Raw genomic sequence first — 24,973 nt, 5'->3', positions numbered from 1 at the left:
TGCTGCAAGAGAAGTCCAAACCACCTTCACTCGCCCTTGACGAAACGAAATAAGTCTTTCCAGCAAGTTCGATTCGACGCCTGACACGCATGCTGCATGGCAAAAATCAAACCGTACCGGAGGGTATCGTTGGGAAAGGCAAAAAGTGGAAGTTTTCTCTTCCCTTTTGGATTGAAAGCGGTATGGAATGGAGACTGTGCCAGAGCCCAAAAATAAGGCACGCAATAAAAAAGATGCATGGAACAACAGGCATCTAGGGGAAAAGGTATGGAGTATTTTATCCAGCAGCTCATCAACGGGCTGACTCTTGGCTCCATCTATGGCCTGATCGCAATCGGCTATACGATGGTTTATGGCATCATCGGCATGATCAATTTCGCCCATGGCGATATCTTCATGCTCGGCGGCTTCGCCGGTCTCATCGTTTACCTCCTCATCATGACGGTCTTTGGCGGCGCTCCTATCGCAGTCGCGCTGCTTTGCATGCTGATCGTCGCGATGGTGACCACGAGCCTGTGGAACTGGTCGATCGAGCGGGTGGCCTATCGCCCTCTGCGCGGCTCCTTCCGCCTGGCGCCGCTGATCACCGCGATCGGCGTGTCGATCGCGCTGTCCAACTTCATCCAGGTCACGCAGGGTCCGCGCAACAAGCCGATTCCGCAGATGGTCAACTCGGTCTACACGATCCAGGGCATCTCCATCTCGCTCAAGCAGATCGTGATCGTGGTCATCACCGTCGCGCTTCTGGCCGCCTTCTGGTACATCGTTGAAAAGACGCCGCTTGGCCGCGCACAGCGCGCTACCGAGCAGGACCGCAAGATGGCCGCCCTTCTCGGTATCGACGTCGACCGCACGATTTCCATCACCTTCGTCATGGGCGCGGCACTTGCCGCCGTCGCCGGCACGATGTTCCTCATGTACTACGGCGTGATTGTCTTCACCGACGGCTTCGTTCCGGGCGTCAAGGCGTTTACCGCAGCCGTTCTCGGTGGAATCGGTTCGCTGCCGGGCGCCGTCATCGGCGGGCTGCTGATTGGCCTGATCGAATCGCTCTGGTCAGCCTATTTCACGATCGCCTACAAGGATGTCGCAACCTTTGCCATCCTCGCTTTCGTGCTGATCTTCAAGCCGTCCGGCCTGCTGGGCCGTCCTGAAGTCGAAAAGGTTTGATCCGATGGCGACCGTGACCAATCCCTCGACCGTTTCGGCCGGGTCCCTGACGGCAAAGGCTCTGCGCGAAGCGACCTTCACCGCCGTCATGACCTTCTTCATGTTCGTGCTGTTCATCGGGCTCAAGACCGACCAGAACATGCGCAACGAACTCATCCTCGTCCCGCGCTGGGGTCTCCTGGCGACCTTCGTCGCGATCGCCTTCTTTGGCCGCTTCGCCATGGTCGCCTGGCTCCAGCCCTGGCGTGCCGCCAGCAAGGCAGCCAAGGACGCTGCACCAGCGGACACCTCGGACGCCGGCTTCGTGAAGCGCAACTTCTCGAAGCTCGCCATCCTCGCGCTTGTTCTCTATCCGCCGATCATCCTGTGGCTCTTCGGCGCGCAGGGCTCGCTGAAATATATCGACAATTTCGGCATCCAGATTCTCATCTACGTGATGCTGGCCTGGGGTCTGAACATCGTGGTCGGCCTCGCCGGTCTGCTCGACCTCGGCTACGTCGCCTTCTATGCGGTGGGTGCCTATTCCTACGCGCTGCTGTCGATCAATTTCGGCTTCTCCTTCTGGATCCTGCTGCCGCTCGCCGGCATCCTGTCTGCCTTCTGGGGCATCATCCTCGGCTTCCCCGTCCTGCGCCTGAAGGGCGACTACCTTGCCATCGTGACTCTTGCCTTCGGGGAAATCATCCGCCTCGTTCTCATCAACTGGCAGGATGTCACCCAAGGAACGTTCGGCATTTCCGGCATTCCGAAGATCACGCTTTTCGGCATTCCCTTCGACGCCTCGCCCCATGGCTTTGCGAAGATATTCCACCTGCCGATGTCCTCGGCCTACTACAAGGTCTTCCTCTTCTATCTCATCCTTCTGCTGTGCCTTCTGACGGCTTTCGTCACGATCCGGCTGCGCCGCCTGCCCATCGGCCGCGCATGGGAAGCGCTGCGTGAAGACGAGATCGCCTGCCGCTCGCTCGGTATCAACACAGTCACAACCAAGCTGACGGCATTCGCCATCGGCGCAATGTTCGGCGGCTTTGCCGGCTCCTTCTTCGCAGCGCGCCAGGGCTTCGTCTCGCCGGAATCCTTCGTCTTCCTCGAATCGGCCGTCATCCTGTCGATCGTGGTTCTCGGCGGCATGGGCTCGCTGACCGGCATTGCAATCGCCGCGATCGCGATGGTTGGCGGCACCGAGCTTCTGCGCGAAATGGACTTCCTGAAAGCGGTCTTCGGACCCGACTTCACGCCGGAACTCTACCGCATGCTGATCTTCGGCCTCGCCATGATCATAATGATGCTGGTCAGACCGCGCGGCTTTGTCGGCAGTCGCGAACCCACGGCCTTCCTCTTCGAGCGCAAGTCCGTATCCGGCTCCTTCACCAAGGAAGGACACGGCTGATGAGCGCGGTGGCAAATACAATGACGAATGACGCAATTCTGAAGGTCGAGCATCTGTCGATGCGCTTTGGTGGCCTCATGGCCATCAACGACCTCTCCTTCGAAGTCCGCCGCGGCGAGATTACGGCCCTCATCGGCCCGAACGGCGCCGGCAAGACGACCGTGTTCAACTGCATCACCGGCTTCTACAAGCCGACGATGGGCATGATTTCCATGCAGCAGAAGAGCGGCAAGTCATACTATCTGGAGCGCATGGCCGATTTCGAGGTCACCCGTGATGCCAAGGTCGCCCGCACATTCCAGAACATCCGCCTCTTCTCGGGGCTGACGCTTCTGGAAAACCTGTTGGTCGCACAGCACAACGCGCTGATGAAAGCCTCGGGCTACACGGTTCTGGGCCTGCTCGGCTTCAAGTCCTACAAGGATGCCAGCAAGGAAGCGGTCGAGAAGGCCCGCTACTGGCTGGAAAAGGCAAGCCTGATCGACCGCGCCGACGACCCGGCCGGCGACCTGCCCTACGGTGCCCAGCGCCGTCTGGAAATTGCCCGCGCCATGTGCACCGGCCCCGAACTGCTTTGCCTCGACGAACCGGCTGCCGGCCTGAACCCGCGCGAATCGCAGGAACTCAACAAGCTGCTGCGCTCGATCCGCGCCGACAACGGTACGTCTCTGCTCCTCATCGAGCATGACATGTCCGTCGTCATGGAAATCTCCGACCACGTCGTCGTTCTGGAATATGGCCAGAAGATTTCCGACGGCGATCCCGCCCATGTGAAGAACGACCCGCGCGTCATCGCCGCCTATCTGGGCGTCGACGACGATGAAGTGGAAACCGTTCGTCACGAAGTCGAAGAGGGCGCGCACTGATGACCGCTGAAACATTGCTGAAAGTTGAAGGCGTCGAGACCTTCTACGGAAACATCCGCGCCTTGGCCGGCGTCGATGTCGAGGTGAAGAAGGGCGAAATCGTCAGCCTCATCGGTGCCAACGGCGCCGGCAAGTCGACGCTGATGATGACCATCTGCGGCAGCCCGCAGGCGCGTGTCGGCACCGTCACCTTCGACGGTCAGGACATCACCCGGATGCCCACGCACGAGATCGCTCGCCTGCGCATCGCGCAATCGCCGGAAGGCCGCCGCATCTTCCCGCGCATGACGGTCTACGAAAACCTTCAGATGGGCGCGAGCCTGGATAACCAGAAGTTCTTCAACGAAGACGTCGAGAAAATGTTTGCCCTCTTCCCGCGCCTCAAGGAACGCCAGTTCCAGCGCGGCGGTACACTCTCGGGCGGCGAACAGCAGATGCTGGCGATCGCCCGCGCACTGATGGCCCGGCCGAAGCTGCTCATGCTGGACGAACCGTCTCTCGGTCTCGCACCGCTGGTCTCCAAGCAGATCTTTGCGGCCATCAAGCTGCTCAATGAAACGCAGGGCCTCACCGTCTTCCTCGTCGAACAGAACGCATTCGCGGCGCTGAAGCTGTCGCATCGCGCTTATGTGCTCGTGAACGGCTCGATCACGATGAGCGGCTCGGGCGCCGAACTTCTCGCCAATCCGGAGGTCCGCGCGGCCTATCTGGAAGGCGGGGCGCATTGAGGTCGGGAAAGGGATAGTCATATGCAAGGCTTGTTTTTCGAATCCGACGATACCGTTCACACCGTCATCCGTGTCATCGTGATGCTGCTTTGCTTCTGGACGGCCTGGATGAGTGGCAAGGGTGCATCGCAAGGCTGGAAGACTTATCCGGCCGTCGTGATCTACACGGCACTGCTCACTGTGGGCGTCCGTTTCATCCATCATGCATTGTTCAACGGACCCATGTTCTTCGGGCAGGCGCCCTTGTTTTATGTCATGGACTTCGTTGTGCTTTTGGTGTTCTCTACTGCTGGCTACCGCTACACGCGGACCAATCAGATGGTGAACGCCTACTACTGGCTTTATGAAAAGGCCTCGCCTTTCTCGTGGAAGGACAAGGCCTGACCAGAGGGACGGAGGCAGGGGGAACCGCCCTCGCCTCTTAAATTGCCGGTGCGATCTTTGGTGGGTATTGCATTGGCTAATCAACAAACTGACCCGCTTGAATTTGGGAGTTACAGAATGAAGAAGTCACTTCTGTCCGCCGTTGCGCTGGTCGCAATGGTTGCCTATAGCGGCGCCGCCCGGGCTGACCTGCTCATCGGCGTTGCCGGCCCCCTGACTGGCCCGAACGCCGCTTTCGGCGCGCAGCTTCAGAAGGGTGCCGAGCAGGCTGTCGCAGACATCAACGCTGCCGGCGGCATCAACGGCGAGAAGGTCGCCATTGAACTCGGCGACGACGTTTCCGACCCGAAGCAGGGCATCTCGGTTGCCAACAAGTTCGTTGCTGACGGCGTGAAGTTCGTCGTCGGTCACTTCAACTCCGGCGTTTCGATCCCGGCGTCTGAAGTTTATGCCGAAAACGGCATCATGCAGATCACGCCCGCTTCGACCAACCCGAAGTTCACCGAGCGCGGTCTGTGGAACACGTTCCGTACCTGCGGCCGTGACGACCAGCAGGGCGCAGTTGCCGGCGCTTACATCGCCAAGCACTTCCCGAAGGCCAAGGTTGCTATCGTTCACGACAAGACGCCTTATGGCCAGGGCCTCGCTGACGAAACCAAGAAGGCTCTCAACGCCGCCGGCATCACCGAAGTGATGTATGAAGGCATTCAGCCGGGCGAAAAGGACTACTCCGCGCTCATCGCCAAGATGAAGGGCGCCGGCGTAGACATGGTCTATTACGGTGGCCTGCACACAGAAGCCGGCCTGATCCTGCGCCAGATGGCCGACCAGGGCGTCAAGGCCACGATGATGTCGGGCGACGGCATCACCTCGAACGAACTGGCCTCGATCGCCGGCGACGCCGTCAACGGCACGCTGATGACCTTCCCGCCGGATCCGCGCAATAACCCGAACGCCAAGGAAGCTGTCGAGAAGTTCCGCAAGGCCGGCTTCGAGCCGGAAGCCTACACGCTCTACTCCTACGCAGCCGTTCAGATCATCGCGCAGGCAGCCAAGGCCGCTGGCTCGACCGATCCGACCGCTGTTGCGGAAGCCGCCAAGTCCAAGGGTCCGTTCAAGACCGTGATCGGCGACATCGGCTTCGACGCCAAGGGCGACATCACCCGTCCGGACTACACGATGTACACCTGGGGCAAGGGCTCCGATGGCAAGTACACCTACAAGGAAACCGGCCTCTAAGCCGACCCTTCTGTCCTGACGGACCAGCAGAGGCCCGGTGTCGTTCGCACCGGGCCTTTTCTTTTGTCAAAATCCATCCCAAAGTTGTAGTTACGGCCCCGCATCGGGAGGATAGAAGATGCGGCAGGGAGATGGAGCATCGGCGCAGGCGGTAACCACGTTGCGCGCGAGATGCCCGGACGCGATATTGGGAGGACGCAATGAATATCCATTCGGCACACAGTATTTACGAACACGATCTCGATAAGAATGACGCCAATTACAGCGCCATGACGCCGCTGGGTTTCATCCAGCGCACGGCTGCGATCTACCCCAACAGAACCGCCGTCGTTTACGGCGACATCCGCCGCTCCTGGGCCGAGACCTGGGCGCGCGTCCGCAAGGTCGCGAGCGGCCTGAAGCGCCGCGGCATCGGCCTCGGCGACACGGTGTCTGTGATTGCCGGCAACATCCCGGAGATGTTCGAGGCGCATTTCGCCGTCCCGATGACCGGGGGCGTGCTGAACACGATCAACACCCGCCTCGACGCCGCGGCAATTGCCTTCATCCTCAATCACGCCGAAGCCAAGATGGTGATGGTCGATCCGGAATTTGCAGGCGTTGCCGAACAGGCGATCCACATTTCCGGCCGCGACATTCCGGTCATCAATATCGAGGACGCGACATGGCCCGAGAGCCACATGATCGGCAGCGACACCTATGACAAGCTGCTTTCCGAAGGCGATGAAAACGACGCTTGGACCTGGCCGTCGGACGAGTGGAACGCCATCAGCCTCAACTACACGTCCGGCACGACGGGCGACCCGAAGGGCGTCGTCTACCATCACCGCGGCGCCTATATCAACGCGCTTGGCAATATCCTCGACTGGGGCATGGGCAAGCATCCGGTCTATCTCTGGACCCTGCCGATGTTCCACTGCAACGGCTGGTGCTTTCCCTGGACCATCGCTGCCGCCGCCGGCACCTCCGTCTGCCTGCGCGCCGTCCGCGTCGAGCCGATCTACGATCTGATCAAGCGCGAGAAGGTGACGCATTTCTGCGGTGCCCCGATCGTTCTCAACCTGCTGGCCCACGCGCCCGACGCGCTCAAGCAAGGCATAGACCACAAGGTTTCGATCATGACGGCTGGCGCCGCCCCGCCCGCTGCGGTGATCGAGGCGATGGAAAAGCTCGGCTTCGACGTGACCCATGCCTATGGCCTCACCGAAACCTACGGCCCCGCCGTCGTCTGCGCCTGGCATGACGAATGGAACGATCTCGACATTTCCGAAAAGGCGCGGCTGAAGGCCCGGCAGGGCGTACGCTACACCGTGCTCGACGGTCTGATGGTCGCCGATCCCGAAACGCTGGAGCCTGTGCCGTCAGACGGCGAAACGATGGGCGAGATCTTCTTCCGCGGCAACAATGTCATGCGCGGATACCTCAAGAACCCCTCCTCCTCCGACAAGGCCTTCAGCGGCGGCTGGTTCCACTCGGGCGACCTGGCCGTCATGCATCCGGACGGCTATATCCAGATCAAGGACCGCTCCAAGGACATCATCATCTCCGGCGGCGAAAACATCTCCTCCATCGAAGTCGAAGGCGTCCTCTATCGCCATCCCGCGGTCATGGAAGCCGCCGTCGTCGCCAAGCCGGACGAAAAATGGGGCGAAACCCCCTGCGCCTTCGTCGGCCTGAAGGACGGCGCCACTGTCACCGAAGCCGACCTCATCGCCTTCTGCCGCGCTAACATGGCCCACTTCAAGGCCCCCAAGACCATCGTGTTTGGGTCGCTGCCGAAAACCTCGACGGGGAAGATCCAGAAGTTCATTCTGCGAGAACAGGCGAAGGGGTTGTGAGGGGCGCTACGAGCGCGCTACGCCAGAGAGGCGGCGCATCCGCGCTGCCTCTTTCACGGTCGCTGCAATACGCGCCAGGAAAGCAGGGCTGACACTTCCAATGGGCTGCGTCGCCTCGAAATCGAAAGCCTTGTCCAGTTCCACCCGATTATACTCGTCCAGAATGATCCAGCAGGGATAGGCAAGACCCGCCCTACGGCATTCCATTTCACCGAAGGCCAGGTGCAGCCGGTCTGCATCGGGTTGTTGCGATGTGATGGGAAACAGAAAGACCGCACCCGGATTATCCAGCGTTTTGACGACGATGCAGGCAGGGCGCGCTTTGCGGCCAGTCTCCTCACCGGCGTCGGCTTGCCTTTTCCAGAGATAGAAGAAGCGAACGATCTGCCCTCGTTCAAACATCGGGACCGTTTTCGTCAAGGATGGCATCCAGCCCGGCCATCAATTCGTCATGCACTGCGTCAGGCGCATCATCGAGGCCATAGGCTTTCGTATGCCCCTGCCCTTTCAGCCGCTCATAGGTCGCTGCATTCAGGATCACGAGCTTCTCCTTGCCGCGCTTGGTCAGCGCCACAGGCTCGATCAAGGCCGCTTCCAGGATTTCGCCGGACGCTCGGTTCATGTCGGAGAAGGTGAACTTTTTCATCGCAGACCTCAGATACGTATTTCACCTAAAATACGTATTTTATGCGATCTAGACAATAGGGCGAGTATGCGCCCCTCACCCCTCATGCAGCACAGCCGCCGCCTTCACCGCAGCGGACGCCCGGTTCTCCACCCCGAGCTTCACATAAATCTGCTCCAGATGCTTGTTCACCGTGCGCGATGAGAGCCCCAGGATCTCGCCGATATCGCGGTTGGCCTTACCCTTGGAAATCCATACCAGCACTTCGGCCTCGCGCCCCGTCAGCCCGAACTGACGCTTCAGGATTTCGTCGTCGGCCTCCTTGTTGGCCGATGTGATGCGGAAGAGGATTTCATTGGCGCCGACTTCGCCGAGATAGTTGAGATGCAGGCTCGCCCGATCACCCAATCCGATGGCAAGCGGCGCGTCGATCGAGAAGCCGGCACTTGAGCGCGCGCCGAGCCAGCGCGCGATCTCCTGCGTAATCGCCACCTGCCCCGCTTCGCTGCCGGAGGCGAGGTTGAGAAGCCGCGAGGCCTGCGGCGTGGCCCATTTCAGCTCACCATCCGCCGTCACCGCCATCAGATGCCGCCCCGCGGCATCGAGCGCCACGCGAGCATGCTGCGCCGAACGGGCATTGGCGAGATGAACCCGGATGCGGGCGCGAAGTTCATCGATATTGATCGGTTTCGTCAAATAGTCGACGCCACCCGATTCCAGCGCGTGGACGACATGCTCGGTTTCGGTCAGCCCCGTCATGAAGATGACCGGCACGGGGGCAATCGCAGCATCGGCCTTCAGGCGGCGGCAGGTCTCGAACCCGTCCATCGCGGGCATGACCGCGTCCATGAGAATGATATCCGGCGTGATCTTGCCAGCAATATTGATACTCGCCTGCCCCGATGTCGCGATCAGTACGGAAAAGCCCGTCTGTTCCAGTGCATCGGTCAGGAACCCGAGAGCCTCCGGGCTGTCGTCGACAATGAGAACAATGTCACGCGGCTCAGCCATCGGCGGTCTCCGTTTTCATGCCGTCCAGAAACCGCGCATAACCTGCCATGTCGAATGCCTTCACATATTCCCCCAGCGCCTCGGCAAACGGCCGATAAGCCGGATCTTGCGCCATTTCCGCCAGCTTGCTTTCAATGCCGCGGATATAGCCGATCTCGCCCAGCTGAACGAGTTCGCGCAGGTGCGACGGCGACGGCGCGCGGATCGGCTGTGGCGCGACGGCCTCGATTGTAACCGCTTCAACCTCATCCTCGTAAAGCCATGTCAGCTTCAGATGCAGCTGCAGCTTGGCGTAAAGCTGCTTGATGTCGAAAGGCTTGGCAATCGTGTCGTCATGGCCTGTCTCCGCTGCAGCACTCGCTCCGTCGCCGATATTGGCCGAGAGCATCAGGATCGGAGCGCGCGTTCCGCCATCCCTGAGACGCCGCACCAGTTCCCAGCCATTCATGCCCGGCATGGAAATATCGACAAAGAAGAGGTCAGGCGTACAAGCCGAGACCAGCGCCAGACACTCGCCCCCGCCCTCGGCCGTCAGAACCGTGAAGCCGAGCGGCTGAAGGATTTCCAGCATCAGATCGCGATGATCGGCATTGTCGTCCACCACCACCACCGTTCGCCGGACACCGGCGTAGCCCCTGACCGATCTTTCCGCGCTTTCTGCCACACCTGCGCGGTTGACCGGCGGAAGGCCGAGGCGGATCGAAAAGGTCGTCCCCTCCTCCGGCTTGCTGGTGACGGCAATCTCTCCACCGAGCATATGCGTCAGCAGCCGCGTGATCGTCAGCCCGAGCCCGAGCCCCGGCATTGGCCGGATACTGTCGGCATCGCCGCGCTGGAACGGCTCGAAGATATGCGGCAGGTTCGCTTCCGAAATCCCGCGCCCGGTGTCCGAAATGGTGAAGGTCGCAACCTGGCTGCGATAGTCCGCCCGTACGCTGACGCGCCCCTCGTCGGTGAATTTGAGTGCGTTCGAAATCACATTGACGAGGATCTGCCTGAGCCGCTTCTCATCGGTGCGCACATGGCGCGGCAGAGCAGGCTGGCGCTCGAACAGGAATTCCAGACCCTTGGCCTGCGCCTGCGGGCGGAACATGTCGACGATCTGGTCGAGGAAGTCGTGAATATTGACCTCGCCCTGATAGACCTGCAATCGCCCCGCCTCGATCTTGGAAATGTCGAGCAAGCCGTCGATCAGGCCGGAGAGATGCTCGGCCGAGCGCTTGATCACCTTGATCGCCGACTGGCGCGGCTGCGGGATCGTCGCGTCGCGCTCGAGGATCTGCGCATAGCCAAGCACGGCATTGAGCGGTGTGCGCAATTCGTGGCTCAAGCCGACCACATAGCGGCTCTTGGCGCGGTTGGCCGCTTCCGCCGCATCCTTGGCGTCCTGCAGCGCAGCGTCAGTCTTGCGGTGAGCGGCGATTTCGCGCAGCAGCAGCGAGTTCTGTCGGGTCGATTCCTCTTCCGCCACCACCCGGCTGTCATGCGCCAGAACGAAGAACCAGGCGGCGATGCCGGCCAGAATGGAGAAGACAAAGAAGACGGCGAGCGTGATGTCGTCCACCACATGCGCGGTTTCCGGCGCACCGCGGCTTGCCCGCGCCGCAATCATCCAGAGAATGGCGCCAATGGCTGCGATGGCCACGCTGGCCGTCATCAGATAGCGCCCGAGCCGTGTCGAAAGCTTCGCGACCACAGGCTCGGGCAGGACGGCAGCCGCCGCCTGCCCCACCTGATATTTCAGCCGCGCCTTCGGCTTGCACAGATCGTGGCAGCGGCTGTCGAGCGAGCAGCAGAGCGAACAGATCGGCGCGGAATAGGCCGGGCACCACGCCATATCCTCCGGCTCGAACGGATGTTCGCAGATTGAACAGGTGATGGTGGAAAGGTTCTTCCACTGTGCCCGCGGCTTGCGTGCAAGGTAATACTTGCCCTTCGTGGCCCAGGCGATGGCGGGCGCGGCAATGAAGGCAACCACGGGTGCGATATAGATCGCGAGCGATGCCGCCAGATCGCCGAAGGCGCCGAAATGCGCAGCAAGCGCAATCGCCGCCGTGATCAGCATCGAGCCCGTACCGACAGGATTGATGTCGTAGAGATGCGCCCGCTTGAACTCTATCCCCGGCGGGGCAAGCCCCAGCGGCTTGTTGATGAATAGATCGGCGGAAATCGTGCAGAGCCAGGCGGCCGCGATGATCGAGAAGACGCCCAGCGTCTCTTCTAGCAGCCGGTAGATGCCGAGCTCCATCAGAAGAAGCGCAATCGCCACGTTGAAGAAAAGCCAGACGACGCGACCGGGATGGCTATGCGTGAGGCGTGAGAAGAAATTCGACCAGGCGAGCGACCCGGCATAGGCATTCATCACGTTGATCTTCAGCTGCGAGACAACCACGAAGGCCGCAGTCAGGCCGAGCGCCACGGTATGGTTCGGCACCATGTAGCCAAAGGCGGTGACATACATATGTGCCGGATCGGCCGCCGAACCAGACGGTACGCCGGAGGAGAGCGCCAGTACCGCAAGAAACGACCCGGCCAGAAGCTTTGGCGCGCCAACCACCACCCAGCCGGGCCCGGCGAGAAACCGCATGATGCGCTGCCGGATCGTCGCCGGCTTGTGATCGGCGGGCAGGAAGCGCAGAAAATCCACCTGCTCTCCGATCTGCGACATCAGCCCGAGGATTACTGCGGAGGCCGCACCGAATTCGGCGAGATGGAAAGGCGCAAACTGCCCCTGGGGTGCCGGCGCATGTCCCACCCCGGAAAAGCCGAGCCACAGGATTACTTTCTGCCAGTCGGCAAAGGCGATGAAGATGAAGGGCAGGATATTAAGCACGATCCAGACAGGCTGAGTCAGCAGCTGGAAGCGCGAGATCAGGCGCACCCCGTGCGTGACCAGCGGAATGACGACCAGCGCCGAAACGACATAGCCGAGCCATGGCGGAATGCCGAAAGCCAACTCCAGCGCCCCGGTCATGATGGACGCCTCAATGGCGAAGAGCATGAAGGTGAAGCTCGCATAGATGAGCGAGGTCACTGTCGAGCCGATATAGCCGAAGCCGGCACCGCGCGTCAGAAGATCGATATCCACCCCGTGCCGAATGGCATAGCGGCTGATCGGTGTGCCGATGACGAGGAGCAGCAGACAGGCCGCAACGGTCGCGAAGATCGCATTGGTCGTACCGGAGGAAAGCGTGATGGCCCCGCCAACCGCCTCCAGCGCCAGAAACGAAATCGCCCCGATGGCCGTTTGAGAGATCCGCGCGGAGGAATATTGCCGCGCGCTCTTGGCCGTGAAGCGCAGCGCATAATCTTCCAGCGTCTGGTTCGCCACCCAGCGGTTATAGTCCCGCCGAACGGGTATGATACGCTGTCTGGCCGTCATCTCTGTCGCTTCACTGGCATGGACTATCAAAAGCACGGGCGGTGAAAGCGTTCAAGCGCAAGGCGCAGCGGACGATTACGTTAAACGACGTAAGAGAGCTCCTCGCATCCCTTGTGGGAGAGAAGACGCCATGGACGCCCGCGCCCAAAAAGCCAACATTTTCAGCTCTCCACCTCGCAATCGTCCCCGCTCTGCCCACGGGCTCTAGCCTTGTCCGCATCACCCGCGAACGAGGCCATGCCATGAGCGACACGACGCCCAACCTGAACCTGCCCTATATCCTGCCGTCGCAGGCCATGAAGCACATCACCCATAACGAGGCGCTGCAAATCCTTGATGCCGCGACGAATACGGTCATTCTCGCAACGCTGACAGCCCCGCCCGCCACACCGGCAGAAGGCGCCCTCTACCTCATCGGACCATCCGCCACCGGCACCTTTGCCGGCAAGGACGGGCGGCTTGCTTTCTTCATTGACGGCGCATGGATTTTCCTCGTGCCCCGCGCCGGCTGGCGGGCTTGGTTTGCACTAGACGGCCGCACACGGGTCTTCGACGGAACGGCATGGGTCGATCCACTGGCCAGCCCCGTCGTCGACCGGCTGGGGATTGCCGCCACACCGGACGCGACGAACCGCTTCACGCTTTCGTCAGAGGCAAGTCTCTTCAACCATGCGGGCAGTAGCCACCGCATGAAGCTCAACAAGCAGGCGGCAACCGACACGGCCTCGCTGCTTTTCCAGTCCAGCTGGTCGGGCCGGGCCGAAATCGGCCTACTCGGCAGCGACACGCTGCAATTCAAGGCGAGCGCGGACGGCAGCGCCTGGAAGATCAGCCTCGAACTCGGCAGCGACGGCGTCGCCCGCCTGCCCGGCCGACCGGTCGTCTCGGCAACGCTGGCCGCCGCAAGCTACACGCTCGCCGCAAATGATCTAGTCGGCGTGGATACGCTCAGCCTCCAGCAAGGGGGCTTCACCCGTGGCGGCGCGCTGGCAGGCGGACGCGGCAACGCGCTGATCGTGCCTGCCTCCGGGCTTTATGCGGTGTCTTTCCGCGCCAGCCTGCAGGCAACCGCCGCCGCCTCTCTCGCTCTCGCCGTCAATGGCAGCGCCTCGGGTCTGCGCTGGAGCGCCGGTGGAGCAACCTCGCCGATGGCGACAGCGACCGTCTCCGGCATCCTGTCGCTCTCGTCTGGTGACGCTGTGGCGCTGATGGCCGGCGGCCCGCTCAATCTGCAGACCGGCCTCAATGCCTACGAACTCGCCCTGCAATTTCTCTAGGCGTAGAAGCGGACGATCTCGGCACCTGCCGACCACATCATCTTCAGCCCGACCAGCAGAAGCAGCACGTTGATGATCTTGTAGAAGCTCTCTGTCGAGAACCGGCGGACGAGCTTCACGCCGAAATAGGTGGTGATCAGCGCCAGCGGCGCCAGTACCAGCGACACTTTCACGATATCAAGGTTCAACTCGCCCAGCATCAGATAGGGCGGCACCTTGATCCAGTTGACGGCGGCGAAAAACAGCGTGCTGGTTCCGATGAAGAGATCACGCTCGAGCTTCTGCGGCTGGACATAGATCTGGAACGGCGGCCCACCGGCATGCAGGATCATGCTGGTAAAACCGGCAATCACGCCCCAGAAAATCCCCGCCGGCACATCCGCCTTCTTGGCGGGTGCCAGCTCGGTCTTGGCAAAGAACAGGCTGCGGATGGCAAAGACGGTGGAAATCACACCGACGATGGCGCTGATGATGAATTCCGACATGTAGGCGGCCAGAAAATAGCCCGTCGCAATACCGACGACGGCGGCCGGCAGCAGGATTACGATATTGCGCCGGTCGATCGTGCCGCGATAGGTCCACAGACTATAGGCGTCCTGCACCAGGAGGATCGGCAACATGATCGCCGCCGCCTCGACAGGCGGCACGACCAGCGCCAGGATCGGCGTGGCAATGATCCCCGCCCCGGCAAATCCGCCCTTCGAAAGGCCGGCCACCCCCACGGCAAAAATGGCGGCCACCAGAAAGGCCGGATTATACAACAGCTCCACCCGTTTCCTCCCAAGGCAGCCTTACTATTTTTGCTTTTAATCGATTGAGCCGGCAGGTAAAGCCGCTATTCGCGCTTCCCCAGGTTTGCTTGCGTATGGCGACCTTCTGCGTTTTAAGCGAATTGACACGCTTCACGCGCATGATCGCGTGCAATGTCCGGAGAACTGCTCTCAATGCCCATGCCGAAACCGCTCGTCACCCATGTCGTCAGGCAGTTTCTGCCGAATCGCGGCGGGCTGGAGGACGTCGTGGCCAATCTCTGCAGACAATTGCCGGAACTCGGCTATCGATCGCGCGTCGTCACGCTGAACCGGCTCTTTGGCGAACCCGATCAGGAGCTTCCGGCCCGCGAGATCATCGACGGCATCGAGATCGTCCGCATCCCGTGGCGCGGCTCGACGCGCTACCCGGTCGCGCCACAGGTTTTCCGACATCTTGGCGACGCCGATCTCGTTCACGTCCATGCGGTGGATTTCTTCTTCGATGCGCTGGCGCTCGGCTGGCCGCTGCACCGCAAGCCGATGATCGCCACCACGCATGGCGGTTTCTTTCACACCAGAAACTATGCCGCGATCAAGGCGGTCTGGTTTAATACGCTCACCCGTGTCTCGACCTCTGCCTATCGCGAACTCGTCTGCTGCAGCCAGTCGGACCTCGCCCGCTTCGCGCCCATTGCCGGTGCGCGGGCCACCCTTGTGGAAAACGGTACGGATACGGAAAAATTCGCCGATCGCGCCAGCCGAGCGCCGGTCAAGGGCATGATCACCATCGGCCGTTTTTCCATCAACAAGCAGTTGCCGCGACTGATTGCCGCCACACGCGCGCTTGTCGAGCGTGATCCGCAATGGCGGCTGACCATCGCCGGCGTTCCCTCCGATTTGAGCGAAGCTGATCTCAGGCAGGCTATTGCCGAGCACAAGCTGGAACACGCCGTCAGTGTGGTGGTCGATGCCTCCAACACCGAAATTGCCCATCTGATGGGCGAAACGAGCCTCTTCGTCTCGGCCTCAGAATATGAAGGCTTCGGCCTCGTCGCCGTCGAGGCGATGAGCGCCGGGCTGATCCCGGTTCTCCATCCGAACGACGCCTACCAGACGCTGGCCGCCCGCCACGGGACCGTGCGCCTCGCCGACTTCTCCGACGCGAGCGCCGCAGCGGCCGCCATTGCCGCCAGTTTCGATGCACTTGTCGCGGACGGTAATGCGCGCGCGACGGCGATGAACGAGGCTTCCGATTACGCCTGGACACATGTTGCCCGTCGCTACGCCGATCTCTACGATCGCGTTCTGAAACGATAAGCTTGTGGAGACAACGACGATGCGCATGATCACCAGGAGCCTGCTCGCTCTTCTGCTATCGGCTTCCATGGCCGCGCCCGCGAGTGCCACCTGCTTTCGCGGCATCAACCTGTCGGGCGCGGAATTCAACGGCCGCGGGGCCAAGATCAACGAGAAATACACCTACCCGTCGCAGAAGATCATCGACTATTTTGCCTCGAAGAAGCTGAACACGGTGCGCCTGCCGATCCTGTGGGAGCGCCTGCAGCCTATCCTCAACCAGCCGCTCGATCCGGATGAACTGGCCCGCCTGAAGACTTCCGTCGTGCAGATGCGCAAGGCCGGTCTCGGCGTCATCATCGACCCGCACAACTTCGCCACCTATGACGACATCCAGATCGGTACGCGCGTGGTTTCAAACGCCGATTTCGCCGATTTCTGGCGTCGCGTGGCCGAGGAATTCGCCAATCAGGACGGCATCTATTTCGGCCTGATGAACGAGCCCTTCCATATGCCTGCCACCCAATGGCAGCCCGCCGCCAGCGCGGCCGTTGCGGCGATCCGGGAGACAGGCGCGAAAAATCTCATCATCGTGCCGGGCGTCGAATGGACCTCCGCGCGTGAATGGGAACGAGCAAGCGCCACCGAGATGATCAAGGTCACCGACCCGGCGAACAATTTCGCCTTCGAGTTTCACCAGTATCTCGACAGCGATTTCTCCGGCACGCACGACACCTGCCCGCGCGCCGCCGATGCCCTGGATGCAATCAACAAGGTGACCGACTGGCTACGGACAAACAAGCGACGAGGCTTCCTGGGCGAATTCGGCGGCAGCGGCAAGCCGGAATGCCTCAAGGGCATTGCCGATATGGTACAGGCCATGAACACGGCGAAGGATGTCTGGATCGGCTGGACCTATTGGGTCGCCGGTGACTGGTGGCCGGCGACCGAGGCCAACAACATCACGCCGACCAAGGACGGCGACAGACCTCAGCTGGCCTCACTTCTCGGGCCCGGACTTGAAGACAAGTCCTGTGCCGGGTTCTGAACCATGTCCTCTTCCGGCCTGACACCGTTGGCTGTGCCGAGAATGAACCATAGGAGACCGGCGGTCTTCAACGAATAGCCCGAATTCGAGATGATCATCAGAAGCAGCAGATAGATGATCGCCATGGTATGGAAATTCCATGCTCGCGCCGTCCGGCCTGGCGCGAAGACGAAGAGCGCCCAGAGCCCGACGAACCCGATGATCCCGAACTGCGTCAGCGAATAGGCGATCCCCGAATCCGCGGTGAACTTGTCGGTCACCTCCGTGCCCATGATCACCCCTGACCCGAGCTGCGTGATCAGATGCGCCGTCACGTTCAGGCGGCCGCTGATATCGTTCGGTCCCCCATTCGTGCCGCTGACCAGACCATAGATGGTCAGCAGCGTCAGGATGAGGAACGGCAGCACCAGCCAGACCGTGCGCGGGATGATCTGGAAGAACGGCCTGAGCAAGGTCATGACAATGCAGGAATAGAGACCGAAACGGGCATCGGCGAACACGATGAGCGTCAGCGCACAGACGAATGTCACCCAGCGCCAGATCCGCATTTCCTTCCGGAATAGCGCCCAGGCATAGATGATCACGCCGTAATTGCCCGTCGATACCGGTTCGAGGAAGATCGACGAGACGCGGTGTTGTCCAAGAAACGGGAAAATCGTGCGCGGCTCAGGTCTCAGACCGCTGATGAACAGGCCGCGCGTGTGGCCGAATGTGTCGGTCAGTGTCAGCGACCCGCGCGCAAGATAGTAGCCGAGCACGTTGAAGTTATCGAGGAACTTCTCGACCGCGAAATATTCGAACATGCCGAAGGCGACCACGAAAACCGCGGAAGACGCGACGAGAAAATCGGCAAACCGCAGATTGGCGATCCGGAGCCCTGCGAAATAGAAGGCGAAGGGCACCAGAATGTCGCGGATCGGCTTGGGGTCGAATTGCTGCCTTAAGGCGAACAGCACCAGCATATAACCGAAAAACACGCTGAAACTGAGATAGAGTCCAATCTTGCGATCAAGCGCGACGATCAACGCGCAGCCGATGCACACAAGTTCGCCGAGCATGACATAACTGTCGCGCACCGCGAACATGCGCGTGTTGACGAAGCAGAGGAACGTGTTGTTGAGCATCCCGCCGAGGACGGCGATGATCGCCAGCATGTAGAGGGAGCGCGACAGGCTCTGGCCGCGCTCTTCAGGCGTGACGGGCGCGCGCCCGCCCACGGGCAGAGGCGGAACGGTCCCCGTCATGCTCGCCATGTCAGGCCTGTCCTGTCGTCACGATCGCGCCGAGGAACTTGCCGCCCCATTGCGAAAGGCTGTCGATCAGGTTCTCGATTTCGTCCACAGACGTGTCAGGGCCGATGACCATGAACGTGCCGTCGGCGCGGTCGAGAATGTGCGGCAGCATAGCGATGGCAGCATCCCCCGCCCCGTTGGCGAGATGGACGATCGGGCCCTGATCTTCGCGGCGCACGAGTGACGTGCCGGGCGCGGCACGATAACGCAGTGATCCATCCCGCGGATCGCGCGGCGCAGCTAGGGCGACGCGGGGACCGCGCCGGACGAGACGGGACCGCGCCTGCGCAATTGCCTCCATGCCATCCGACAGAAGAACGACGGAGCCGAGATCGACCAGCGACGCAGCGACCCCGGAGATCACCTGATCGACATTATCGACGCCGCTGGCGGGATAGAACAGGATTTCGGCGCTCGCCGCACCGCTCCGACCGAAGCTGCTGCGAATGGTCTTGGCGGCGCGCTCGACTTCCGACTGTGCCGCCTGCACCACCGGCGACTGGAGCCGCGTCGCTGCGGGGGCTATGCGGATCACCGGCGAATTCGGCCGCGCCTTGCTGACTGGGGCGGACGAGGCGACTTCCGTCGTCGCCGCCGTCGTCGGCGGCGGTGTCGGTGTCGGCGTTGGCGGCGTTGGCGTCGGCGTTGGCTTCGGTTCCGTCACCTGAGGCGCGGGTGCGGGCTGCATACGGCCCTGACCGGGACCACCGGACTTGTCCGGGCGGCTGAGCAGTTCACGCAGAACCGCCAGCGCCGAACCCGCCGCCGCGCCGAACAGAAGGCCGGCAATGAGAAGGAGGATCTTCGGCGCGCCCGATGGTTTGACCGGCGGAACCGCAGCGGAAATGATGCGGGCCGAAGTCGGGTCCGCCGCCACCCTTCCACCCAGGGTCTCGGCCCTGGTCAGGGTGCTCTGATACATGTCCTTGAGCGCCTGTGCCTCGTTCTGCAACTGGATGAGCGTCGTTCGCGCTTCGCTGGATTGCGCCAGCGTCTTTTGCATGCTGTTGTAACGAGCCTGCAGCGCATCCCGGTCGCCGATGGCGCGCTGGTAATTGTTCTTCAGAGACGCACGAATCCGGTCCAGTTCCGCCGTGATCGAGGCGCGCATGCTGGCCGCCTGCGCACGGGCGGCCTTGAGCTGCGGATGCTGCTCGCCCAGATTGGCCGCAAGCTGCGCCTCCGAATCGAGCAGCTGCGCGTAGCGGGTTCGCAGGCTGACAAGCGCATTCGATTGCAGGGCCTCGGGGATGGATCCTGCCTGAATATCGGCCATGGTGATCTTCTGGGCCTGGTCGTAGATCGTCTTCTGCTGTTCGACGCGCGTCTTGGCAGCCGCGAGTTGCTGGTTCAGCGCTTCAAGCTGCTGGTCGGCGACAAGTCCGCCCGCGGGCGTGGAATAGAGCCCGTGAGTCGCCTTGTAGCTTTCGACTTCCGCCTGCGCCTTTTGCAGCTTGGCGCCAAGCGCATCGGCCTGATCTTTCAGCGAATTGCCGATACGCTGCGCCGTGCCGGAGCGGCTTGCGTTGATCTGGCTGAGATAGGCATCCGCCGTGGCGTTCGCGATATCCGCTGCAGTCTTGGCATTCGGATGCTTGGCGGAGATGACGAAGACAAGGGACTGGTCGGCGCGCTGCACCGACAGATCGTCTGCCAGCCCGTCCATGGCCTCGCGCCGTCGCTCTGCCTCGGTCAGAACCTTTCCGCCGATGAGATGCGCAAGGAAACCGCCGGAGCGCGGCGGCGCAATCCAGCTGTCGTTTTGCAGATTCAGCTTGTCGACGACGCTGCCCAGGATTTCGGCCGACTGCATGACGTAAAGCTGGCTGTCCGTCGTCGCCTGAGTGAGAGCACCGGCACTCCCCGCTGCATTCGGATCGACGGTCGGCATCTGCAGGGCAGCGGGATCGACAATCAGCGACACACTGGCGCGATAGGTCGGCGTCTGGAGAGATGCAAACCCCAACGCCAGAACACCGCAAAGCGCCGTTGACGCGGCTGGATAGATCCAACGGCGACGCAAGATGCCCGGCAGTTGAAAAATGTCGATATCCATACGCAATACGATCCCGATAAACTGACGAAACAAGAAATGGCTTCGGGCATCGAAACTGGCAGATTATGATTAATATTCGGTCAACCGGAGCGTGAGCCGATTCACCATGTTTTCCGCTTTGGATCAGGTCCGCAGCCAATCATTAACGCCGGTCTTTTATGCTCGGGCACATGACGTCTGACCTGGACCCGATAATGCCGCAACAACCAATGATGCATGACACGAAGCCGCTGATCTCGATGGTCGCCTCGACTCTCGGCCGCGATCAGGAGATGCGGCTTCTTCTGGATACACTGAGCGCCCAGAACGACGATGGCTTCGAACTGATCGTCGTCGACCAGAACCAGGACGACAGGCTGGTTCCCATCCTTGCGGCCTATGAGGGACGCTTTCCCATCCGCCATGTCAGATCGCTCGAAAAAGGTCTCGACCGCGGACGCAATCTCGGTGCGCGCCATGCCGCAGGAGACTGGCTGCTCTTTCCCGACGACGACAGCTGGTATCCGCCCGAGTTCCTGAAGACACTGCGCCGCCTTATCGCCACGGAGCCGGCCGACATCTATTCCGGCCGTTCGCTCAACAGGGACGGCAAGGAAATCATGGTCTCCTTCGTCGCTGAAGACGCGGAGATTTCCCGCCGCAACATCTGGCACGTTCTGATCGAGTGGGTCATCGTTTTCCGCACCGAAACCTTCCGCAAGGCGGGCGGCTTCGATGAAGATCTGGGAGCCGGGTCCGGCACGCCGTGGAATTCCGGAGAAGGCCAGGATCTCGTGCTGCGCTGCCTTTCGCAGGGCGCGAAAGGTCTGTTCCGTCGCGCGCTCTATGGCTTCCACCCGGAAGAACAGCCCAACACCAACCCCGATGCCCATATTTCCAAGATGCACGGCTACAGCCGGGGCAAGGGCTTCGTCATGCGCCGCCACGGCTATTCCCTGCTAGAATTCCTGCCGGAGTTGCTGCGCCCCGCCGCAGGCATCGTCGTCTATACGGCGACCGGAAAGCAGACGCTGGCGCGTCGCTCGCGCGCCATTCTGAGCGGTCGGCTCTATGGCTGGCGCAATTTTAAGCCACGATAAACCATGGCAGGAAATCGCCAGACCCGGCAACGCCTCATCTGTCTATGTCTTAAGCTTTGACCTCTAGGCTCTGCCCCGATATGGCACAACGTCGTGCCACGAGGGCAACGGCATGGCAATGGGGCCGAGCGGCGGGTTTGAGCGGGTCGTCTCCCGAACAAAGAGAGACACGGCATCCAGACAGGAAACTTTCCGGGGTGCCGGGATGTTTGACACCCAATGGGCGTGAGATGAAGACGGCAGATAGTGGCATCGTGAAGAATTCGGTTCTCAATGCGGCCGCCGGCCTGGCGCTGCTGCTGACCGGATTCGTCTCCTCTGTCATCGTCGCCCGCTTTCTGGGACCGGAAGCGAACGGCATGATTGCCTTTTCGCTCTGGATGGTCGTGACGGGCGCGCTCATTGCCGAACTCGGCACCGGCATTTCCATGCTGCGCATCCTGCCGCAGCTGGCGGCCCGAGGCTATGACAGCAACGCCCGGCGCGGATTTGGCGCCTTTCTCGCCTGGCCGGTGACGCTTGCGACGCTGGTTCTTGCGATCGCCGCGACCATCTGGCTGCATGTCGAAGGTCCAAGCCACGGCCTTCCCTCCACGCCGGCCATTGCACTGCTGACCGGCGGGCTGTTCATCGCCCAGTCGCTCGCCTCGTTTGCCAAAAGCTTTCTGATCGGCGAGCAGCAACTTGGCACCTTCTTTCGAATCTCTGCGCTGAGCGCGATCCTTCAGGTTTTGGGCGTCGGCATCGGCGCCTGGGGCTGGGGTATCGAAGGCGCACTGGCGGGCTATGCGTTCGGCCAGATTCCGCTGTTCCTCACGACATTGTCGGTATTGCGCAACCGACCCGACAGCTGTGGCATGGCCCCTCGCCAGATCGCCAGCACCTCTTCCCTCATCATCATCGAATTCATCGTCGCAGCAGTCTTCCTGACGCGGCCGGAAATCGTCTTCCTGCAGGAATTCAGGTCTGCGGAGGCTGTGGGCTTCTACGCGGTGGCGACCTCGCTGGCCAATCTGGCGCTGCAATTGCCGATGCAGCTGACCGGTAGCCTCGTTCCCTATTACGCCGCCCATTCCGAAAGAAACGGCAGCCTGAATTCCGACCTGCTGATGACGGTGATGCGCAACTTCGCCTATCTGACGCTTCCGATGAGCTTCGGGCTCGCCGCCGTCGCAGAGCCGCTGGTCACGAGCATCTACGGCCCCGCCTACCGCGAGGCCGGCTTCATCGTCACCATTCTGGCCGCGGGCGTCCCTGCCGCCGTATTCCTGCAACTGTGTACGCAATATGTCTTTGCGATGGACCGCCAGGACATCCGTCTGCGCACCACGATTGTCGGCGCGATCGTCATGGGTATAGGCCTTTTCGCCGCCGTTCCCCTCCTTGGCGGCGAAGGCGCTGCCGCCATGCGCAACATCACGCTGATCGCCATGGGCGCATTCATCCTGCGCTACATTCCGAAGTCGGGAAACAACAACGGCATCGTGTTGCGCCTCCTGCGTATCGGCACCGCCGCTCTGGCGACGGCCGCGCTGGCCTATGCCGCAACCCTGCTCGTGCCGGGCGTCGGCGGCGTCGTGCTCGGCATTATGGCCGGGGCGCTCATCTATGTCCCGGCGCTGCGCCTGATGCGCGCCGTGGACCCCGTCGACAAACTGACCCTTTCCAGCCTCTCGGTGCGTGTCCCCGCGCGTCTGCGCCCTCTTTATAGCCGCCTCATCGATATTGCCGCGCCCGATAATGCTCAGGTGCACACACCATGAACGCCCACATCCTGACAGAGACCTTTTTGCCCCATCCCGGCGAGCCCGTCCGCTTCGGGCAGACTGCCGCCATCTTCACCCCCGCCCTCCACCAGGCCGCCACGTCCGACACGGCGGCGCTTCTCGTCAGCCCCTGGGGCTTCGAGGACATGTCGGTGCGCAAGTTCTATCGCGAGATCTCCGAAGCGCTGGCAGCCGAAGGCATTTCCAGCATGCGTTTCGACCTGCCCGGCACAGGGGATTCCGCCGAGGCATCCGCAGACATCGCGCTGGACGACTGGCTCCATGCGATCGCGCAGGCCGCCCGCGAAACAGGCCGCCTCTCCGGCGCATCGAAGATCGTCCTGCTCGGTCACGGCCTGGGCGCCACGCTCTCAGTCCTCGCCGAAACGAGGATCGACAATCTCTCGGGCCTCGCTCTTCTCGCCCCCGTCACCTCCGGCCGCATCTATGCGCGCGAAACCGGCCTCTGGTGGAAGATGATTGCCGCCGATCTCGGCCTTGGTCCCGACTACACGGAGACGGCGACACTCTCCATTGCCGGCATGACCATGCCGGACAACATCGCCGCCTCCATCCGCAAGCTGCGCGACACAGACCTGACGCTCACACGCCCGCTTCCCGTTCTCACCGTGTGCCGCAAGGGCCGTGACAGCGACAGCCAGCTTGCCGATGCGCTGGCTGGCAAGGGTGCGACCGTGACCCGCCTGCCCTATGACGGCTTCGACGCTCTGGTGGTCAACCCTCTGGTTTCGCGCTCCCCAGCCCATCTTGCCACCGATATCGCCCGCTGGCTGCGCGGGATATCCCCGCTTGAAGCCCACGCCGCCCGGCCGGAGCAGGCGACACAGACCCCGATCACCGGCGACGGCTATCGCGAGATCGGCCACAGCTTCGCCGAACACGGCCGCCTCATCGGCACCTTCTGTCAGCCTGAAGGCGAACCGCTCGGCGCGCCGGTGCTGCTTGTCGGGACGAGCTACGACCGCGCCTCCGCCTGGGGCAATTCAGGCGCGGTGATTGCGCGCGAGTTGGCGCGGCGCGGGATCGCAAGCCTCCGCTTCGATGCTGCGGGCATTGCCGACAGCCCGGCTGTTGCGGGAGATCCGGAGCAGATGCTCTATTCGAAAAGCCTTGACCGCGACGTCGTCCTTGCGCTCGAGGAACTGAAGGCGCTCACCGGAAGACCCGCCGTGCTGGCGGGCCGCTGCAGCGGTGGTTACCATGCCTTCCGGGCCAGCCTTGCGAATCCGGAAGCGGCCGCCGGTGTGGTGGTCGTCAATTCCTACGCCTTCGTGTGGGATGAGAGCAAGACCGCGGAGGATGCACTGAAGAACGTCGCCCGCCCGCTTGGCGACTATTCGAAGCGCGCCATGAATCCGGAAACGTTTCGGCGCATCCTGCGCGGCGAAGTCAATCTGAAGGCCGCCGGATTTGCGATCCTTCGCGCGATCGGCGCCAAACTCTACAATAGGATCGAGCCGGCGCTCGGCAGCCTCTCCGCCGGAAACCGCCTGAAAGCACAGATACACGCAGCCTTCCGGACGCTTGCGGACAGGAAACTCCCCGTCGTCATCGCCTACGGCCGCCACGATCCGGGCCTGGAACAGAGCCGCATGGTCTTCGGTAACGACCTCTCGGGCCTCAACCGCTATACCAACGCCCGCTTCGTTTCCCTCGGCGACAGCGATCACAATGTCACGGTGCCGCAGGCCCGGCAAACGGTGCTGGAGGAGATTGCAAGGCTGGCACTGGAAGCGGCTCAGAAAGCCTAGAC

General features: G+C 61.9%; 20 protein-coding genes. 13 read left to right on the top strand and 7 right to left on the bottom strand.

Annotated elements, in window-relative coordinates; genetic code table 11:
* Positions 1–267: 267 nt before the first annotated feature.
* The 7 genes from LQK83_RS00290 to LQK83_RS00260 all read left to right on the top strand — a co-directional run bounded on the left by LQK83_RS00290 (position 268) and on the right by LQK83_RS00260 (position 7,615).
* A complete protein-coding gene (locus LQK83_RS00290) occupies positions 268–1,170 on the top strand; it encodes a branched-chain amino acid ABC transporter permease (RefSeq protein ID WP_230835298.1) in 903 nt (300 codons plus the stop codon).
* Between the two features lie 4 nt (positions 1,171–1,174).
* Positions 1,175–2,560, top strand: a complete 1,386-nt coding sequence (gene livM / locus LQK83_RS00285) for a high-affinity branched-chain amino acid ABC transporter permease LivM (protein ID WP_230835297.1) — start codon at positions 1,175–1,177, stop codon at positions 2,558–2,560.
* Complete coding sequence (locus tag LQK83_RS00280) at positions 2,560–3,426, top strand: ABC transporter ATP-binding protein (protein ID WP_230835296.1); 867 nt, start codon at positions 2,560–2,562, stop codon at positions 3,424–3,426. The genes livM and LQK83_RS00280 overlap by 1 nt, the downstream gene beginning before the upstream one ends.
* Complete coding sequence (locus LQK83_RS00275; RefSeq protein ID WP_230835295.1) at positions 3,426–4,154, top strand: ABC transporter ATP-binding protein; 729 nt, start codon at positions 3,426–3,428, stop codon at positions 4,152–4,154. Before LQK83_RS00280 ends, LQK83_RS00275 begins: the two co-directional genes overlap by 1 nt.
* A 21-nt stretch (positions 4,155–4,175) precedes the next feature.
* Positions 4,176–4,538, top strand: a complete 363-nt coding sequence (locus LQK83_RS00270; RefSeq protein WP_230835294.1) for a DUF6867 family protein — start codon at positions 4,176–4,178, stop codon at positions 4,536–4,538.
* Between the two features lie 117 nt (positions 4,539–4,655).
* A complete protein-coding gene (locus LQK83_RS00265; protein WP_230835293.1) occupies positions 4,656–5,777 on the top strand; it encodes a branched-chain amino acid ABC transporter substrate-binding protein in 1,122 nt (373 codons plus the stop codon).
* 200 nt (positions 5,778–5,977) lie between these two features.
* On the top strand, positions 5,978–7,615 hold the full coding sequence (locus LQK83_RS00260; RefSeq protein ID WP_230835292.1) for an acyl-CoA synthetase: 1,638 nt from the start codon (positions 5,978–5,980) through the stop codon (positions 7,613–7,615).
* A gap of 6 nt (positions 7,616–7,621) precedes the next feature.
* Here LQK83_RS00260 and LQK83_RS00255 read toward each other — a convergent pair whose 3' ends face one another.
* The 4 genes from LQK83_RS00255 to LQK83_RS00240 all read right to left on the bottom strand — a co-directional run bounded on the left by LQK83_RS00255 (position 7,622) and on the right by LQK83_RS00240 (position 12,633).
* Entirely contained in the window at positions 7,622–8,035 is a 414-nt protein-coding gene (locus LQK83_RS00255) for a hypothetical protein (RefSeq protein ID WP_230835291.1), read from the bottom strand.
* Entirely contained in the window at positions 8,010–8,261 is a 252-nt protein-coding gene (locus LQK83_RS00250) for a type II toxin-antitoxin system prevent-host-death family antitoxin (protein WP_230835290.1), read from the bottom strand. Before LQK83_RS00250 ends, LQK83_RS00255 begins: the two co-directional genes overlap by 26 nt.
* Before the next feature lie 75 nt (positions 8,262–8,336).
* Entirely contained in the window at positions 8,337–9,251 is a 915-nt protein-coding gene (locus LQK83_RS00245) for a response regulator transcription factor (protein WP_230835289.1), read from the bottom strand.
* Entirely contained in the window at positions 9,244–12,633 is a 3,390-nt protein-coding gene (locus tag LQK83_RS00240) for a hybrid sensor histidine kinase/response regulator (protein ID WP_230835288.1), read from the bottom strand. Before LQK83_RS00240 ends, LQK83_RS00245 begins: the two co-directional genes overlap by 8 nt.
* 242 nt (positions 12,634–12,875) lie before the next feature.
* On the opposite strand from LQK83_RS00240, the gene LQK83_RS00235 reads away from it, so the two are divergent.
* Entirely contained in the window at positions 12,876–13,910 is a 1,035-nt protein-coding gene (locus LQK83_RS00235; protein ID WP_230835287.1) for a DUF2793 domain-containing protein, read from the top strand.
* Here LQK83_RS00235 and LQK83_RS00230 read toward each other — a convergent pair.
* Positions 13,907–14,680 carry a sulfite exporter TauE/SafE family protein gene (locus LQK83_RS00230; RefSeq protein ID WP_230835286.1) on the bottom strand — a complete coding sequence of 258 codons (774 nt, stop codon included), beginning with the start codon at positions 14,678–14,680 and terminating at the stop codon, positions 13,907–13,909. The two genes, LQK83_RS00235 and LQK83_RS00230, sit on opposite strands and share 4 nt — an antisense overlap.
* A 174-nt stretch (positions 14,681–14,854) precedes the next feature.
* On the opposite strand from LQK83_RS00230, the gene LQK83_RS00225 reads away from it, so the two are divergent.
* Entirely contained in the window at positions 14,855–15,979 is a 1,125-nt protein-coding gene (locus LQK83_RS00225; protein WP_230835285.1) for a glycosyltransferase family 4 protein, read from the top strand.
* Between the two features lie 19 nt (positions 15,980–15,998).
* The gene (locus LQK83_RS00220) at positions 15,999–17,006 is read left to right on the top strand and encodes a glycoside hydrolase family 5 protein (protein WP_230835284.1); all 1,008 of its coding nucleotides are present in this window, start codon (positions 15,999–16,001) and stop codon (positions 17,004–17,006) included.
* Here the strand turns inward: LQK83_RS00220 and LQK83_RS00215 are convergent.
* Both LQK83_RS00215 and LQK83_RS00210 read right to left on the bottom strand, forming a co-directional pair.
* Positions 16,949–18,259, bottom strand: coding sequence for a UDP-phosphate alpha N-acetylglucosaminyltransferase (locus LQK83_RS00215; RefSeq protein WP_230835283.1), 1,311 nt, complete (start codon positions 18,257–18,259; stop codon positions 16,949–16,951). The two genes, LQK83_RS00220 and LQK83_RS00215, sit on opposite strands and share 58 nt — an antisense overlap.
* Position 18,260: 1 nt before the next feature.
* Positions 18,261–20,354, bottom strand: coding sequence for a GumC family protein (locus tag LQK83_RS00210; RefSeq protein WP_230835282.1), 2,094 nt, complete (start codon positions 20,352–20,354; stop codon positions 18,261–18,263).
* A gap of 194 nt (positions 20,355–20,548) precedes the next feature.
* Between LQK83_RS00210 and LQK83_RS00205 the strand changes: the two genes are divergently transcribed.
* The 3 genes from LQK83_RS00205 to LQK83_RS00195 all read left to right on the top strand — a co-directional run bounded on the left by LQK83_RS00205 (position 20,549) and on the right by LQK83_RS00195 (position 24,971).
* On the top strand, positions 20,549–21,433 hold the full coding sequence (locus tag LQK83_RS00205) for a glycosyltransferase family 2 protein (RefSeq protein ID WP_230835281.1): 885 nt from the start codon (positions 20,549–20,551) through the stop codon (positions 21,431–21,433).
* 230 nt (positions 21,434–21,663) lie between these two features.
* Positions 21,664–23,196 carry a lipopolysaccharide biosynthesis protein gene (locus tag LQK83_RS00200; protein ID WP_230835280.1) on the top strand — a complete coding sequence of 511 codons (1,533 nt, stop codon included), beginning with the start codon at positions 21,664–21,666 and terminating at the stop codon, positions 23,194–23,196.
* Positions 23,193–24,971: an alpha/beta fold hydrolase gene (locus tag LQK83_RS00195; RefSeq protein WP_230835279.1), complete on the top strand. Its 1,779-nt coding sequence runs from the start codon at positions 23,193–23,195 to the stop codon at positions 24,969–24,971. Before LQK83_RS00200 ends, LQK83_RS00195 begins: the two co-directional genes overlap by 4 nt.
* The last annotated feature ends 2 nt before the right edge of the window (positions 24,972–24,973 follow it).

The sequence above is a fragment of the Rhizobium sp. C1 genome, from assembly GCF_021026335.1.
Classification (GTDB): domain Bacteria; phylum Pseudomonadota; class Alphaproteobacteria; order Rhizobiales; family Rhizobiaceae; genus Ensifer_A.
This window is presented reverse-complemented; position numbering and strand designations above follow the sequence as displayed.